The sequence below is a fragment of the Bradyrhizobium sp. WD16 genome, from assembly GCF_024181725.1.
Classification (GTDB): Bacteria; Pseudomonadota; Alphaproteobacteria; order Rhizobiales; family Xanthobacteraceae; genus Bradyrhizobium_A.
Genome location: NZ_CP028908.1, coordinates 2,497,246 through 2,513,892, shown reverse-complemented (window position 1 = coordinate 2,513,892; position 16,647 = coordinate 2,497,246). Strand labels below are relative to the sequence as shown.

Below are 16,647 nucleotides of genomic sequence, written 5' to 3'. Positions count from 1 at the left end.
ACGAAAGATCCGCCTAACGGCAGACGATGGGAAAAAGCAACTCCACAGTCGTCCCGTCTCCTGGGGTGTGAGAGAGAGCGACGCTGCCATTGTGCATCGTCATGACCTGAGAAACGATCGAAAGCCCAAGTCCCGTGCCGTCGACACGAGTGGCCCCGCGCTTGAAAGGCTCGAGCAGGAGGTCGGGTTGACTGGATTGCAGACCTGGTCCCGTGTCGATAACGCTCAAGCGCGCGGATGCTCCGACCTTGATGAGGATAGGACCGCCTGCTGCCGCATAGCTCACCGCGTTCCGGATCAGATTGGAAAGCGCAACGGCGATCGCGGCCTCCGAGCCGCGCACCCAAACCGAATGCCCCGGCTCGACGAACCCAATCTCAATGCCGTTACTCAAGGCCATAGGCACGTGCTCAGCCGTGACTTTGCGTGCCAGCGCGACGAGGTCCAGTTCGGCGAGATCGACCGGTTCCGCAGCGATGCGCGCCAACTGCAGGAGCATGGTAACGATCGACGACAGCTTTTGATTCTCGGCAATGAGCTTGGCGCGGAGGTCGGGATCCTGGACCTGTTCAAGTGTCGTGCGCGCATTGGTAAGCGGAGTTCGCAGTTCGTGCGCCGCGTTGGACAGGAACGATCGTTGAGCCTTCGAAGCAAGATCGATACGGGACAACGCTCGATTGAATGCAACCACGAGCGGCAGCAGTTCAGTCGGGGCATGGTGTTCGGGGAGCCTACGACCATCCGGCACCCCGTCGATCAATTCGGCCGCGGATGCAACGGCGCGAACCGGCCGCGCGATAAGCGCCGGCACGAACAGCAGCGCCGCGAACGCCGTCGCGATCAAGACAAGGATGATCGGGAGCGCGACAACAGTTGCGTCGGTAAGCGTCCCGAGCATAAGCTGCGTTGCCGTGTAGGCTACGCCTCCCGTTTCGATCCAGACCTCACCGACGGGGGTATTTCTGACGGCGGCCATTCTCCTGAGATTTCTGGTCTGGCCATCGATCGCATAGGCGACAAAGCTCGTCCCGTCTTGCGACATGGGCGTCTTCTGCGGCCGCCATTTCGGTATCTGGCCATAACTGACCTCCTCATTCTTGTCCGACACAGCGTACCAAAACGCGGGGAAGTCGCGCATGATCTGATCAAGGCGTGCGGTCTTTTTGACGACCAACTGGCCGTCTGCGTTTCGTGCGACCGCCTCCTTCAATGCGTCGGCCACATCGACCGCCCCCCAGGTGCCGTCATCATCACCGCCAAATCTGATGAGCAGAGCGGCAGCGCAAAGCAACATGATGGTCGTAACTAACCCGATGAGCGTCGCGGATAGGACCGTTATGGAACGGTGCATACGCCTGAGCTTTTGCCATTTCAAAACAGTTACTCGCCGCTCAGCAGGTATCCGAGGCCACGGACCGGCCGAATCGCGACCTTACAGTTGGCTTCGCGAAGGCGACGGCGCAGTCGCGAGACGTGCGCCTCGATCGCGTTCGATTGGATCTCGTCGTCGAAGTCATAGGTCGCCGCTTCGAGCGTTTCGCGCAGGACGACCCGCCCGGTGCGCCGCACCATGGTCTCGAGGATCGCCAATTCGCGTCGCGGGATAACGATCGGCTTCTGATCAATGCAGACGACGCGGTTGACGATGTCGAAGCTCATGTTGCCGATGCTGACCGCCGCACCCCTGTCCAGGAACAGGCGCCTCAGCACCGCTCTTGCCCTTGCGACAAATTCGATCGGTTCAAATGGCTTGGCAACGTAGTCGTCGGCTCCGTCATCGAGTGCGCGCGCGATATCGATGGGATCGTCGAGCGCGGTCAACACGACCGTCGCCGGACTCGGCCTTTGTTGCCTCAGGTCCGGCAGTAACGCCAGGCCATCTCCGTCGGGGAGTCCTCGGTCGATTACCACAAGCTCGAAATTTCGCACGGCAAGCGCGGCCCGGCCCTCGTCGAGCGTTGCGACCATATCGCACGAGCCGAAAGCTGTCGCGAGCGCATTCCGCAGCCACGGCCCCAGCTGGAGATCGTCCTCCACCACCAAAATTCGCACCGCACTCTCCCGAGCCATCCGCATTCGAGACCAAACCATTGCCGACAGATTACAATAGGATTACGGCGGCGCGTGAGGAGCGTCCTTTCATAGCCCCTCGGAACGTTTCATCCGGTCCCGCCGCTCATCCAAAACGCCGCCGGCATGGAGCGGGGCGGCTAAAGGCAGGCTCCGCTCGTTCGGATCAGGGTTGCACGGTCGCTTCGGTACGCTATCCAACCCTCTCCAAGGGACACGCTGCGCGTCGGCCCAGCGAACCCTTCATACGCGCGTCAGATCCAAAACCACATTAGAATCATAATAATGCCAGTGTCCCGGTTCTAACGTTCGTATCCCTTTGCTGCGAGCACTCATACGAACCTTGGAAACGGCACACTAGTGTGGCGTCTCGCAATTGCCTACCGCCTTTGCGGCCAGTCTGTCGTAGGCAATTGCGAGACATAAGCCACACTAGCGCTTTGATTTTGCTAGTGTCCTGATGTCTCCGAATTACCGTGCGAGGGTGAGGCAAATGAAGCGGCAATTCGGAGACAGGACACTAGCGTCAACAGCTGACAACATGTCGCATTGACGTTCGCGCGGCCACGAGGGCTGGGTCATCGCTTCCTTGACTTCCGTCGGACGTACGTGATCGGACTCCTCTACCGACGTGATTACAGTACGTCGCCGGCAACCAGCCCGGCCATGGGAGAAACGCTGCCGGGGCTGATATCGGCGACACCCCGCTCCATCTCCGATTTTCAATCGGCCGCTCCATGCCGCCATTACTCATTCTGGACCAGCAAACCTCGGGCCGCCGCGCGAGTCAGCGGTGCTGTTGCGGGCTCCCCCTCCTCATCAGGAGCGCGTCAGGCTATTGTAATGATCCCCACGCATGCCCCCGGAGTGCCGAGATGCGGCTTGTCCGGCGCAGGGTGACCCGAGACATGATCGACGACGAGACCCCAGCGACCGACGTGGATAATGCCTGCTCAGCAGCCGAAGCCCATTCGGACTGGCGCACCTCTCGTTCCGCCAGCGTGGGGTCCGTCTCGGCTGTTTTCGCCTCTCTCCCAAGCCTGTTGCAGTCCGTCCTGAACGACATGACTGCCGATTTTGCATTCTCGGCGATCGCCAAACGGTCCGACCGCCGCCCGGCGGCGTGGCGTCGCCCTTTGATCCGATGGCTCGAGGGAATCGAAGGCGGATGGTCGCTGCCGTTGCTGCTCATTTGCTTTGTGGTCGCGTGGCTGACCTATCTGTCGATTGCATATCTCGGCTCCGGCCTGCACCCGGATGTGCTGGAGACATGGACGCTCGGCAGACATTTCGCGTGGGGTTATCCCAAGCATCCACCCTTGATGGGGTGGGTTGCTGGCGCCTGGACCTCGCTCTTTCCGCTGACGGATTGGTCGTTGCACCTGATGGCGATGACAAACGCCGCCTTGGCGCTTTGGCTTGTCGACTTGATTACGCGGCGGTTCGTCGCCGGTGACAAGCGGGTCATCGTGCTGCTGCTGCTGATGCTGACCCCCGCGTACCAGTTCCACGCCCAGCGCTTCAACGCCAACGCCGTCCTGTTGGCGGTCTGGCCCCTTGCAACGTACTGCTTCCTTCGCGCATTCGAGACGAGAAACGCGACCTGGGCCATCGCTGCCGGACTCACCGCTGCCATCGCCATGTTGGGAAAGTACTACTCCGTCTTTCTGCTCGCGAGCTTTGCGCTTGCCGCGATCAGCCACCCCCAGCGGCGGGCCTACTTCACCTCGCCTTCACCCTGGATTTCCACCGCCGCCGGCCTGGTTGCGTTGTCGCCACACCTCCACTGGCTTGCCGCAACCGGAGCCGCGCCTTTTGACTACGCGCTGGCCCATGCCGGCACCGATATGTGGACGTCGCTTCATGATTCCGCCTTCTTCCTGTTGGGCCTTGCTGCGGCAATGGGCGTATCCGCCGTAACCTGGATCACGATAGCCGGGCACCGGATCAGGCGACTGCCGCGAGATTTCGCCGCGATGAACCCGAGTCTTAAACTTCTCTACTACATCGCGATCGGTACGATTGCGCTGCCCGTCATCACCTCGCTGGCCGTCGGCACCGATTTGCCGTCGTTGTGGGCTTTGCAGGGACTGTTCCTGTTCGCTGTGCTCGTCGTGTGCGGCGCAAGGCACCGTATCGAGCGGTTCTATACGGTAAATGCAACGGTCCTCGTTGCCGCCTTCGCCGTCGTTGCGGCCACGATCGGCGCGCCCCTTCACGCGCTCTATCGCAACAGCTATGGCTATGGGGAGGGACGGGGTTTCTATCACCAAGCGGCAAAAGAACTGACCCGCCATTGGCACGAGCTGACAGCAGCCCCGCTGGCGGTCGTCGGAGGAGACGATGGTCTTGCGCTGGCGGCGGCCTTTTATAGTCCAGACCACCCGCACTATCAGAACGTAATGGACCTGCCGCACGAAACTGCCACGCAGGTCGGTTGGGCGGCGCTCTGTTTCCGCGATCAGACGAATTGTCTCGACGTCATGGAACGGACGGCGATCCAGGCTGGAAACTTCGAAAAGCGTGAAATGACGCTTCAAGCGGAACTGCTCGGTCTGTTTGGCGGCACCCGAAATGTGGTTGCATTCATGGTGCCACCACGCTCCGGGCTGAGCGTCACGATTCCACCTTCGGCCGTGAATTCAGATCGACGCTAGTGTGGCGTCTCGCAATTACCTACCACCTTCGCGGCAACCCTCTCGTAGGCAATTGCGAGACATAAGCCACACTAGCACTTTGATTTTGCTAGTGTCCCTATGTCTCCGAATTACCGTGCGAGTGCGAGGCAAACGTAGCGGTAATTCGGAGACAGGACACTAGTGTCCCGTCTGGTGGGGCGCAGCTGATGTCGAGAATACGCTGATCTCCAGGTCCGGACTCGATGCCGACTCGTGGCATCGGTGATGCCTCCCACAAGCGAGGATGACACCGTTCGCAGCGAGTGACCCTATCGCACCGGCGACGGCTCACCCGCCGCGAGGGTAGCGGCGCATGTGTCTGTGCTGTTGTTGGAAGCAAATCGATCAGGACAAGAACCGTCACCGCGGCATGCCGCCGCGATCGGTGTTCGGTCATGATCGGCGCCCGTTTTGAGTGAGGTGCGCAATTTTGCGCCATATGCCGAGAGCCGCCAAAAATGACAAGGCGTAAAGCGTGGCAACGAGCGGGAAAGCGGCTTCGAGACCAAAGAGCTGGGTGACCCCGACGCCGGCAATGATGCCGCCCGCGGACGCCCCCTGCTGGGACGCTTGCGCGAGGCCCAGAACAAAACCTTGCCGATCATTAGCCACGGCAACCGAAATGAGCGCGAGAAGGATCGGCGTCGTTCCCCCAAGAAGCATGCCCCAGATGAAGTACAGAAACGCGAATACGGCAACGGAGTCCGTGCTGCCCGCCAGATGCGTAACCAGAACGCACGCACCTGAAATTAGCACGTTTCCGCCCAGCACATAGGATGGCGATTGATTCTCGAAGAGCCGCGCCCATAGCGGCGCGGCCACAACAAAGCCGCACGCCAGCAGCCCGTAAGTGAGACCAGCGACCCAGTGCCGGGCACCGAATACCTGGGTCATGTACAGTGAGAAAGGAACCTGCAGGACCATGCGGCTGGCAAGCAGCACCCCCATCAAGGCAAGAAGAGCTGCGATCGGGGCACCTGCCGACGCCGCAGGCCTTGCGCTAACCGCATTTCCGGGATTGACGGCGACAGCTCCGGGCGTCGGCACCGGCAGGCTCAACCAGGCAACGGCAGCGCACAGCGCACAAATTGCCCCAGCAGTCAGATTTATTGCGGCAAAAGGGAAGGAATCGAGAATGAGCCCGCCTAGGAAAGCGCCGCCCATCGAGCCTACATTGGTGGCAACCTGAAGCCAGGCGAAGAGGCTGGCGCGATCCTTTCCGCCGGTAATCTGCACGCCATAGGCCTGCGCTGGAGCGATATACCCGGCGCAGGCGCCCTGTAAGAAACGCAGCGCCATGATTGTCCAGACATCCTGTGCGACGGCGACAAGTAGTTGCGTGACTGCTAGGCCGCCAAGCGCCCGAACCATCATCAGCCGATTGCCGTAGCGATCGCCCATTCGCCCCCAAAAGGCGCTGGTCAGCGACATGCCGACCATCGGCCCAACGTAGACAGCAACGCCTGCGAGGCCAAAGACGCTGTCGGAAGGGCTCAACACCTTGATCTGGATCGGCCAGAATGGACCACTCATTTCCATGGCGCCCATGGAAATGAATTGCAGCCCGAACAACACAACAAAAACAGGCCCGAAGCCGCGAAGCGCGGCAGAAGCATTTGTCATTCCGCTCCCGCCAGTGGATTTGGCAGTTCGTGCTCAACCCGATAGTCGCGATAACGCTCCAGATGCATCCGCAGCACCGAGCGGCTCGGCCAGGGCTTCTCAAGAAAGGCCTTGCGTTCTTCCAGCCAGAACGCGTCGGACAACATGCGCGGCCTGAGCGCGTCGAAAACTGCCTCGGCCTCTTCGCGGAAGATGCGCCAAAGGCTTGTGCCCGAAATTTTATATAGTTCGTCGAGGCACAGTGCGACCTCGTGAAGGTGGCAGACGAAGCAGGCATCGATGACGAATGAGCGCACGAGACTGATATCGTCGTCAAATGTGGTGGGTAAGATCCCCGGGCGAGTGAAGGGCTTGAGGTGGTACCCTCGTTCCTTCAAGAGGGGGGCAAAACTGCGGCCGTCACCGAAATCACGGATCAGCAGTTTTCGCGGACGGCCGGTTTCATCGAACAGGATCGTGCTGTTTTGCTGATGCGCCTCAAAGGCGATTCCGTAAAGCAGATACATGGCGAGCGTCGGGCCGATGACGGTCCCCACATAAGCACGGAAGAACGCAGATACGGCTGCTTCGCTTTCATCGCCGCTTCTCGCGATCAATTCGCAAATAAGCGGGCGGCCATCGACCGGACTTGCCGTTAAGAGTGCCGCGACTGTGACTGAGAGCAGCCCGTCATTTCGCGCCAGAGCGGTGGAGTTGCGGTAGACGACCGAAAGAAAGCGGCCCGGATGCTCGTCACCGGTTAAGGGGTGGTGCAGGATTGCACCCAGCTCTTCGGTGAAGATCTCCAACCTCTCACAAAGATCCCCCTCTTTTGACAGAATATCGGAAATCAGGGCGCTGAGACGCGGCCCCATATGAATCGACTTGGCCTGCAGCGTGCGCTGTTCGCTGGTCATCCAGATCGCCACTGGCAGTTTGATAAAGGGTCTCGGTTCCTGTGTGTCGGGCAGCATTGTGCGGAACGACATTGACGGCAGCGTCACGACCTCCGGGCCATCCGGGTCGAAAACTCCAGAAGTTATTTCGGACGCGAACTCACGGCGCAGGAAATTGTCGAGGTGCCAGATATGGACGGGTAGAGGCAGCCAGTCCTCAGGAGACTTTCCACGTCTATTCAATCCTTCGACCCAATCGCGCCAGATCTCCGGGAAGTTTTGCGAAAACCATTCCGAATAGCCGTCGACATGCGGCATCTTCTCCACATAGGACCATTCCTTGCGCAGCGCTGCGACCCGGACGTGCACGCGAGCACCGAACTCCGGCGACAGAGCGGTGACGTCCCCGGGTGACAGGTCGGATTTGGCCTTCCATGTCGGATAGAAGGGGTGACCTTCCAGCGCGCCCCACTGATCGAGAGTCATGGCCGCCAGATGCGGCGGCAGGCTCCTTTCCAGATATGCGAGAAAACCCTGCGCGCCTGCTTCAGCTACTTTCCCTCGCAGCTCGGCGCTCCAGCGCTCCCGGTGACGACGCGCCAGGACGTCGTTGCGCATGCTGTCCTCGACATCGCGTATGAGATGCTGGACGCCGTCCGATGCAGGGGAGATCGCCAAGGCGGGCGTGACCTGCGCGATGAGGTCGGAGGGTTCGTCGATCCGGTGCCGGGCGCCGGTCTCGTCTAGGACTTCGACAGAACCACGATTTTGCAATGTTGCGGCAGCCGCACGACGCAGGTCGGTGAAATGCAGGACCCGGCGTGACTGCCAAAGGGGGAGCCACGCCTGGTTGCCTTCGCGCGGCCACAATAACGCATCCGGTTCAAGAAGACGCTCAGCAAACAGGCAGCGGACCAACCGATTAAGCGCATTGCGCGATGCGTCCAGCCGAAGCTGCTCGGAACGCGCCTGAGCTTCGGCATCTGCGGAGGACGACATCTTCTCGTCCATTACGCCGCCTCCGGCCAGTTGGCGGGCAAGAAGGCCGGCGCGCCTTCGCTGAACCCGCCGTGGTAGTTGAGCGCCCAGTTGTAGGTTTTCGTGATAGCGGGAGTTGCCACATCAAGCCGCGCGGCCAATTCCACGAGCAACGCCTGCCCAAAGGCTATGTCTTCGTGGAAAGCGCGGCTTGCGCGATCGATGACAAGGCCGGGCCCATCCGGATTGGGAACAAGTGGAGCGCGAATGCCTGCGTAAGCACGGTTCGTTCGCAACAGCGAATACATCGTCCGGTTGTCCGCGATCTGGCTGCCGTAAGCCTCAATCAATTCCTGTCGGAGCGGCTTCACCGAACTCAGATCAATGCCTAGGCGTAGCTCGACCGCATGGCGGATTGCCTGGTTTTCCGCATCGCATGCCTCCAGCAATTCGGCGCCGTCCCGCGGGCAATCGCTCCACCAGCAAAAGGGACGGTCAAAGGGCTTGTTTTCCCAAGGCGCTCCAGGGCCGATCAGGGCATAGAGCACGGCGGGATGCATCATTGCGTTTCCCGGCGTCAGCGTGATTTCCAGATAGTCCTGCAGCAGGGTGACCGGGGCTTCATAAAGACGTCTCAGAATCGCCTGGAGCTTGACACCGCTCGCGGCGGTCTCGCGGCGGTGAAGCGCCGCGAAGAGCCGAGCCTTGGCTCCCCCCATGCGCACCCGCTCGCCCGGGACCAGGTCAAAGGCCGTATGGGGCACGTCCTTCATTCCCCAGATCACCACATTGTCTGTGCCCGAAAAGGCTTTGGCTGCGAGCCAGTCGAAGCCGCAGAAGCCGGGAATCGCGCCGATATAGACGTGCCTGTCCCGAGGGAGATGCCGCGCGAAATCGTGCAAAAGCGCAGGCCGCGCGTGGGCCGGCTGCGTCACAATCATGATGTCAGTGTTTATGAGTGCCTCGCTCGGATCGGTGCCGACATAGTCGGGCCGCCCGCTCAAGACGTGGCCATCCGGCATCTGGACCTGCCAAACTCCGTCTCCGCTCGTCCACCGATCAGCAACGGCAGCCGCTCCCGTCAGCACAGAAACGGTGATACCTGGACGCTGCTTGAAGAGCACGGCATTCAAATGCCCAGTACGCCCTGCGCCGCAAATCGTCACCTTCATGCTGCGTGCGCCCTTCCGGGGAGCCAGGCATCGAGCTGCGCGGCGATTGACGGATCCAACAAGTTGCGCTCGGCCATCCATTCATCGTCGAAGACCGAACCGAGATATTTCTCGCCCCCGTCGGCAACGGGCGTGACCACCGTGCCGGACAGCTTGCCGGCCGCAATGAATTCCAGTGCCTTGTAGATGGTGCCGCCGGTCGAGCCCCCGACCAGAAGCCCGTGGCGCCGCGCGATAAAGCGGGCGGTTTCGAAGGCTTGGGTGTCGGTGACCTGCACCCCTTCGTCGATGCATCCATAGTCGAGCACCTTGCCGACTTCATCGCCCGCGGGCGTTCCCGTGCCCGACTGGTAGTAGGGATGGCCGGGTTTACCGAAGACGATCGAGCCGGCCGGTTCCACGGCGATGGTCCGGACAGCAGGATTAACCCGCTTCAGACGCTGGGCGATACCGGTCATTGACCCGCCGGTGCCGACACAACCGACAAAGGCGTCGACGCCGTCCGGAAGCTGGGCCAGCAGCTCGTCGACGAAACCCGCATAGCCTTCCGGGTTTGCCGGATTGTCGGACTGGTTCATGAACAATGCATCAGGAAGTTGGGCACCGAGCTGGGCGGCCAGCCGTTGGCGCTCAACCACCGCAACCTCGTCCTCTCGATAATCGCCTTCGACATAACGAATTTCCGCGCCCAGTGCGCGCATCATGCGGATCTTGTCGGGCGCGGCGTGATGATCGACGACGGCAATGAAGCGCAGGCCCAATTCCAATGCGGCCAACGCCAGTCCGATCCCGGTGTTTCCGGACGACGATTCGACGATCGTGCCGCCCGGCGCGAGCCGCCCGTCCCGAAGCGCGGCAAGCACCATGCTGCGCGCCATGCGGTCCTTCATGGAGCCGCCCGGATTGTTCTTTTCAAGCTTCAGCACGAGCGTGGCATCGCTGTCGGGTACGGCAATCGGCATCACCGGCGTCTGGCCGATCAACTGGCTTACGGTCGTGCAGAGCATTGTGCCTCTCCTATCGTGTCGGGAACGAGCGTTGGCTGCCCTTTTGCATCCTGAACCACGCAAAGGCGGCTCGGCATCGGGTGGCGGTGGAATTCGTTTTCAAGAAGGTCCATCTGGTAACCGCCAGTGTTGGCGTAAACCAGAAGGTCTCCCGCGCGCGGAGCGATGGGAAAAGTGAGCCATCGATTGCAGAGGACGTCCTCCTCCAAGCAGCTATGGCCCGCCAGATAACCTCGGATCGGGTTTGTGGCGACCGGCGGCGATATGGCCGGAACCAGGATGGGATCGACCAGGAATTCGGAGCCAAACCAGGTTTCGCAAGCGCTGAAGCTGCTGCCTTCGACGAAGATGACATGGGCATCAGGGCCAACGGCCTTCACGCGCAACACCCGGAAGACGGAAATCGCGGCCTGATCGGCCAGTGCTCGCCCGGGCTCCATCCCCAGCACCAGCCCCTCATGGACAAGATAGTTCGCGAAGCTGCGGCCGTCGGCAATCGGCGCGCGCAGCAGGCAGCGGAGCCAGTCAGCCGCGGAAAGCCCTCCCCCGTAGGGATAGAACGAGGCCGGCACCGCCACGGTGCGGTAGTCCTCAGGCATCTGCGCCGCAAGATACGCCTGATAGGCGCGCTGATCGACGTATTGGATCGGCAGCCCGCCCCCGATGTCGATCATGCGTGGCGCAAAACCTTGTGCGCGGGATTCGCTGATCAACCCGGCGGCTTCTCTAATCGCTTGCGCACGAGATTCCCAACTATAGCCACTCAGGTGGAAGTGGAGCCCGTCAAAGCGCAACCCGCATTCGCCGACAATGCGCGACAGACACTGCCGGATAGCCGCCGCAGGCATGCCGAAGCGACTCCGCGCCTGGTTGGTGGGACGCAAACGCAGCAGCACTCGCTGAACCGGACCGCCTGCTGGAAGCCAGCGGATCAGATCCTCGAGCTCTTCCGGTGAATCCACCGATATGAGAGCGTTGCATTCGATAAGCTCGTTGTGGAACGCCGCCGTCTTCGCCGGGCCTGTCGCCACAAGTTGTGTGCCGTCGGCACCGAGCCGTCTGGCATCTCGCAACTCGTAAAGGCTCGAGACGTCGATGCCGGCGCTTGCGCGCAGAGCTGCGGCCAGCAGCCCGGGCGATTTGTTGACTTTCGCTCCGTAATAGAGCGCGTGCGCGACACCGCTCTCTCGCAAGACGCCTCTGAGTGTCGCGAGATTCCTCTGCAGCTCATCGGGCCATATCAGATTGACCGGGGACCCATGTCGGGCGACCCAATCGATCAGCAGCGGACCGTTGCCAGCCAGGAGCTCCGCCGTGCTTGGCCGCAGAATCGGTATGAGGCCCGCGCCTGGCTTGTGGCAATGCAAGGTCATGACCTCGCCCCTCCGACATGGGCTGCAGCGCGGCTCTCCAACGGCAGGCTGCAATGGGGAAGACCCTGATCGAAAGTATCTCGCGCCGCCCTGCAGGGACATTTTCGGCCGCTGCGCGCCATCGCGAGGATGCACGCAAGCGTAATCGTCTGGCCCGGGCGCCGGCTCTCCACCCGCACCGCAGCGGCGTCCAAGAGAATTCCCGGCGCAAACGGCAGTTTCAGGCGGTGCGCGGCTGCCAGCCGGTGATCGCCGTCCATCACGAACAGGGCGTCCTTCTCAGCCGTGACCGGAGCAGTCCAGCACCCCGTGCGCAGGATTCGCGCTCGCAGCTCCGCTACCCCCTCTGGATCGACCTCTTCGGTCGGGATCGGGCATGTCGGCGAAAGGAGGCAAGCTTGCATATCTTCCAGCCTGATTCTGTCAGCAGGATCCGCTTATGAATCGCCTTCAAGATGGCGCTGTTTCGTTGGCGCCGATGTCCGGCGGCTAGGAAAACGGGGAGTTTGCAGACACGCCGGCGGAACGCGAACCAATCCGCCGACATCTCCTTCCAAGACCGAGCCTTCACAAGCATCCATGATGGCATCTCACCAACTTTTAGGAGCCGCAATTACATGTCCACGGTCATCGACAGCAGATAGGTGCGCGGTGCTCCCAGGAAGAACGTTCCGAATGAGGCTACGCTGGACCAGTAATTCGTACCGGTCACATTCTGAACGTTCGCGCGGAAAACCGTCGTTTTGCCGTTGATCGCCGTCGTGTAGCGGGCGCCGAGATCGAGTCGCGTCCAATCCGGGATCGGCTGTTTGTTCGCTGTATCGACGAACTGCTTGCCCGTGTAGATGACTGCTCCATTCAAAGTGAGCCCGCTCAACCAGGGGAGATCCCACTCGGCTCCAATATTGGCCTGTACGTTCGGAACGCCGACTGGCGTGTTGCCCACGTTCGCCGCGACGGCGGTCTTCGTCAGGGTGCCATCCAGCAGCGAAAAGCCTCCGAGGACACGAACATCGCGCATGAGTTCGCCGTAGACGCTGAACTCGAGCCCACGGACCTGCTGTTCGGCGGTCGCCGCGAAGCGCCCGGCGCTCAGCTCGCCGCTCGCCTTGGATATCTCGAAGGCGCTGAAGGTGGTTGCGAACCTGCCGAAGTCCACCTTGATGCCGGCCTCGTACTGCTTGGCGATGTAGGGCGGGAGCACTTCGCCGAAATTCAAGGCGGCCTGCGGCGCAACGTCACCCCGACTCAGACCTTCGATGTAGTTCGCGTACAGAGAGACGTTGTCTCGAGGCCGGACGACGACGCCGACTACGGGGGTCGTCGCGCTCTTGTCGTAGGACGACGTCGGACTTCCGACATTGGAGAGATAGTTGTTGGCCTCGATGCCCTGGCGCCGGACGCCCAAAGTCAGCTGGACGCGCTCATCGAGCACAGACAAGGTGTCGGCAATCGAGAGCCCTGTGAGTTCACTGTCAGACAGCCGTGGACGCCCGCTGATCTGGTTTGCAAACTGAGTTGGCGCCACGGTCGGATCATAGATGTTCGACGCGACCAGACTGCCATTGGTGAGTCGCCGGTACACCGCGTCATGATAGACCGATGCCTGGACGGCGACCGCATGGTGGATGAAGCCGGTATCGAAGCGGGCGCGGACGCCGCCATCATATGTGTACCGGTCAACGCTGAGCCCGAAGAACTGGGGCGTCGAGGTCGTGTCGCCGCCCGTGTTGACGATCGTCGGAAGGCCGAAGAACCGTTCGACATTGGTGCGCGACCCGCCAACGTCGGCGAACACCGTAACCTGATCGCTGATATCGTATTCGCTGCGCAACAGAGCCGATTGATCGTTGATGCGCGACCATTCCCAGGGCTGCGTCACATTCAGGCGACCGTCCGGAGCCTTTGGTACTTGCAGGCCGGGAGCCATGAGAAAAGGACGTGACGGAGCGTCGAACCGATCGGTCTGGGCGATCAGGTAAAGCCACGACCTGAACCGTTCGCCCTGATAATCGAGGGCCAGCGATCCGACACCTGTCGTCTCGGACTGACGGTCGATGGGCGTGTCGCCGTCGCGCAGGCTGCCGCCGCTTCGCACGCCCCATTCCTTGCTGTCGCCGTAACGCCTTGCAACATCCCAGTGACCACCGAACCGAGCGGCCGAGCCGTAACTCGCGGTGAATCGGGTCAAGTCCTCTCCCGCGCGCTTGGGCACGACGTTGATGACGCCGCCGACGCCGCCATTGGGCGCGATGCCCGAGAGCGCGGCTGAGGGGCCCTTGAGCACTTCGATGCGCTCGACGTAATCCATGAAGATGCGGTAGTTCGGCGCGATCCCGTAAAGGCCCTCGAAGGCAAACTCACCGTTGTTGCCTTCGTTGATCGGGAAGCCCCGTATGTTGAAGGAATCGACCGCGCCGCCCGTTGGGTGGGAGCTGCGCACGGAGGGATCCAGGATCAAGGCATCCGCAGCCGTCGCCGCCTGCTGATCCCGGATGAATTTGTCCGTGTAACTCGTCACGCTGAACGGTGACTTCATTGTGCCGGTGTTTCCGAGCAGCCCCAACCGCGCGCCTTCAGCGACCTGGCCACCTGCAAAGGCGGGCATGATACCCGATTTCGGCGGCTGCGATTGCACAGCGACGGCGTCACTTTGCGGCGTGCCAGGCGCCGTGATGCGCGGTGAAGTGGGCCGAACCCGGACGGCAATTCGTTTGGTCGGTGCGCGGCGGACCGACTGCTGCCTCGGAGCATCGACCGTAACGGGTGGGAGAATGGCTCCTTGCGGCGTTTGGGATTTTGCGGGCGCTCCGAACCACGCCAACAACGCCACTCCACCTAGCAGTGTCGCTCCAAAGCGAGCAACCGTCCCGACCCCACCTGCACGCCCCATTTCCAGAACGCCCCCTCCCATCAACAGCACGTTGCTCAACTTCAAATTGTTCTACGCTCGGCCAACACCGACCATGGATCAAAGATCAACTCTCCACGTCCAAGCCCGGCCGACAGTTATGGACTTCTATCCTCGCGAATTCGCACTCAGGGTTGGTGCCTGTGCCTTATCGCCAAACTCCGATCGCTTGCGATCCGCACCGCCTCTTTAGAGAGGCGCTATGGTGACCGCAACGCAAATGCGCGCTCGCGGCTTAGAATGTCTCAATCATCGACGACACGAGTCCGACTGACACCGTGTGTCGGAACGATTCCAAAGGTGCTTTGGAAGAATTCAAATCGCTGCTGTTGGAATTCGTCACGAGCGATAGACGAGAATGCTTTCGCCGGCGGCCCCGCTCTTCCTGGGCGCGACAACGTAATCGGCCTCACCTTGTCAGGCACGATGATCGCTCCGGCCGCCGTCCGTAGATCTGACGCTCGAGCTTGGCGATCCGTCGCGTCTGATGGGCGATCAGCGCACTGTCTTCCTTGGATTTCGCGCGGGCGACCGCGAGCTCCGCTGCAATCTCGAACGTCTTCGCGCTCGATCGCCAGCGCCTCTCTCAAGGCCGCAATGCCATCCGGAATCGCTTGGCGACCAGCATCATGCGCAGCCGTGATTCATAAATTGACTGCATTGCGGCGCCTCAAAATGCGACCCGCCGCAAATTTCTTCGCGTCCAGCCCGCGCTCCGCGGCCGCCAGATCAGTTGAGGATTTCTCCAGGCAATGCCTTCGAGCATATGAGGCATCTGTGCCGCTGAGATCGGCACCGCGGCGGCCCCGGAAGATATCAAGATCGCCGAATTGAGGATCGCGCGCTTCAGGCGCTCCTGAACCGTAAGAGCCAGGCTCTGCATGCAGCGACGCATGTCCGTGTGAGCGGTGGTGATCCAGCTCCTGACGCCGCTCGGAATCGGGATCATCGCCACCCAGGCGGCCCTAGTGTGGCGTTTCGCAATTGCCTACCGCCTTTGCGGCAAGCCTCTCGTAGGCAATTGCGAGACATAAGCCACACTAGCTTTTTGATTTTGCGAGTGTCCCGATGTCTCCGAATGACCGTGCGAGGGTGAGGCAAACGAAGCGGTAATTCGGAGACGGGACACTAGTGCGGACAAGGGACGAGACGGTCACGCTTCCACGTCAGGCCGTTATGTCAGGCATCGCCCCGGCCCGAGCTGCTTGGCCACCTCCGTCAAAGGGCTGACCACCAGTTCGCAGGCGATCATGGCCTTGGTCGCCTTGGTTACGGGCTCCCGTGAAACATTGGTCTTTGGCGGTGCGGCCGCGGGAGCATCAGACGCCGTTTGCAGCTGCGGCGCACCTGCGATCGGCATACGCATCGCAACCGTGGCCTGCTTCAGGCCAAGCAGCTGGAAGGCCAATGTGGCGGAAGGCACACTCGCCCTTACCACCGTGCCCCGATCGCTCTTGGCGAGCCGATTGACCATCGCCGCGGCATCCGGCGCCGACTGCAGGCTGGCATCGCCCGGCACATTGCCGCGGTCCGACGCCATGCCGAACTGCACCCCGCTGAACGCCAGCGAGGCGACCATCATGCCAAGGACTGCGCGAGGCGCCGCCTTGGCCACCCTACCCTGGAGAATAACGGACATCCTGCGCCTCGATTTCGCTAACGCGATCGCATCGCCCGAAAGGTCATGAGTTGCGCCGAACAACGTGAGCGTTGCGGGCTTGGTTCCGCGACAGTTTGGTAACGGTTTCGAAATCAATTTGTGCGGCGCAGGCGGCCAAATTTATCTCACCCCGACGGGAACGATTACGCCCGCTGCGCGTCGTTGGTGCAGTCGGCTATTCCCCCTGCCCCTAATTAGCCGGCCAATGCGGGGCGCTGCCGTGGTGATGCCGGTGGCGTCCCGCTTCTTTTTGCGTCGTGACAATCCGCCGGCCGAAATCAGCCGGCTGGCAATCCAAAC

General features: G+C 61.5%; 10 protein-coding genes and 1 pseudogene. 1 reads left to right on the top strand and 10 read right to left on the bottom strand.

Annotated features, from left to right (window positions below):
* Positions 1-13: 13 nt before the first annotated feature.
* Positions 14-1,351 carry a HAMP domain-containing sensor histidine kinase gene (locus DB459_RS11640; RefSeq protein ID WP_253713021.1) on the bottom strand — a complete coding sequence of 446 codons (1,338 nt, stop codon included), beginning with the start codon at positions 1,349-1,351 and terminating at the stop codon, positions 14-16.
* Positions 1,352-1,380: 29 nt separating this feature from the next.
* A complete protein-coding gene (locus DB459_RS11635) occupies positions 1,381-2,052 on the bottom strand; it encodes a response regulator transcription factor (protein WP_253713019.1) in 672 nt (223 codons plus the stop codon).
* Between the two features lie 1,082 nt (positions 2,053-3,134).
* Between DB459_RS11635 and DB459_RS11630 the strand changes: the two genes are divergently transcribed.
* Positions 3,135-4,727, top strand: a complete 1,593-nt coding sequence (locus DB459_RS11630; RefSeq protein ID WP_253713529.1) for a glycosyltransferase family 39 protein — start codon at positions 3,135-3,137, stop codon at positions 4,725-4,727.
* A gap of 414 nt (positions 4,728-5,141) precedes the next feature.
* Here the strand turns inward: DB459_RS11630 and DB459_RS11625 are convergent, their stop codons facing one another.
* From DB459_RS11625 to DB459_RS11590, 8 genes and pseudogenes are all read right to left on the bottom strand, one after another.
* Positions 5,142-6,371, bottom strand: coding sequence for an MFS transporter (locus DB459_RS11625; RefSeq protein ID WP_253713018.1), 1,230 nt, complete (start codon positions 6,369-6,371; stop codon positions 5,142-5,144).
* On the bottom strand, positions 6,368-8,257 hold the full coding sequence (locus tag DB459_RS11620; RefSeq protein ID WP_253713016.1) for an IucA/IucC family siderophore biosynthesis protein: 1,890 nt from the start codon (positions 8,255-8,257) through the stop codon (positions 6,368-6,370). The genes DB459_RS11625 and DB459_RS11620 overlap by 4 nt, the downstream gene beginning before the upstream one ends.
* A complete protein-coding gene (locus DB459_RS11615; RefSeq protein WP_253713014.1) occupies positions 8,257-9,396 on the bottom strand; it encodes an NAD/NADP octopine/nopaline dehydrogenase family protein in 1,140 nt (379 codons plus the stop codon). The genes DB459_RS11620 and DB459_RS11615 overlap by 1 nt, the downstream gene beginning before the upstream one ends.
* Entirely contained in the window at positions 9,393-10,403 is a 1,011-nt protein-coding gene (locus tag DB459_RS11610; protein WP_253713013.1) for a PLP-dependent cysteine synthase family protein, read from the bottom strand. Before DB459_RS11610 ends, DB459_RS11615 begins: the two co-directional genes overlap by 4 nt.
* Positions 10,385-11,776: a Y4yA family PLP-dependent enzyme gene (locus tag DB459_RS11605; RefSeq protein WP_253713012.1), complete on the bottom strand. Its 1,392-nt coding sequence runs from the start codon at positions 11,774-11,776 to the stop codon at positions 10,385-10,387. Before DB459_RS11605 ends, DB459_RS11610 begins: the two co-directional genes overlap by 19 nt.
* Before the next feature lie 613 nt (positions 11,777-12,389).
* Positions 12,390-14,669 carry a TonB-dependent receptor gene (locus DB459_RS11600; protein WP_371926979.1) on the bottom strand — a complete coding sequence of 760 codons (2,280 nt, stop codon included), beginning with the start codon at positions 14,667-14,669 and terminating at the stop codon, positions 12,390-12,392.
* 436 nt (positions 14,670-15,105) lie between these two features.
* A pseudogene (locus DB459_RS11595) lies at positions 15,106-15,277 on the bottom strand (IS66 family transposase); the annotation flags it as partial.
* 584 nt (positions 15,278-15,861) lie between these two features.
* Positions 15,862-16,269 (bottom strand): hypothetical protein, encoded by a 408-nt coding sequence (locus tag DB459_RS11590; protein WP_253713011.1) that lies wholly within the window; start codon positions 16,267-16,269, stop codon positions 15,862-15,864.
* Positions 16,270-16,647 lie beyond the last annotated feature (378 nt).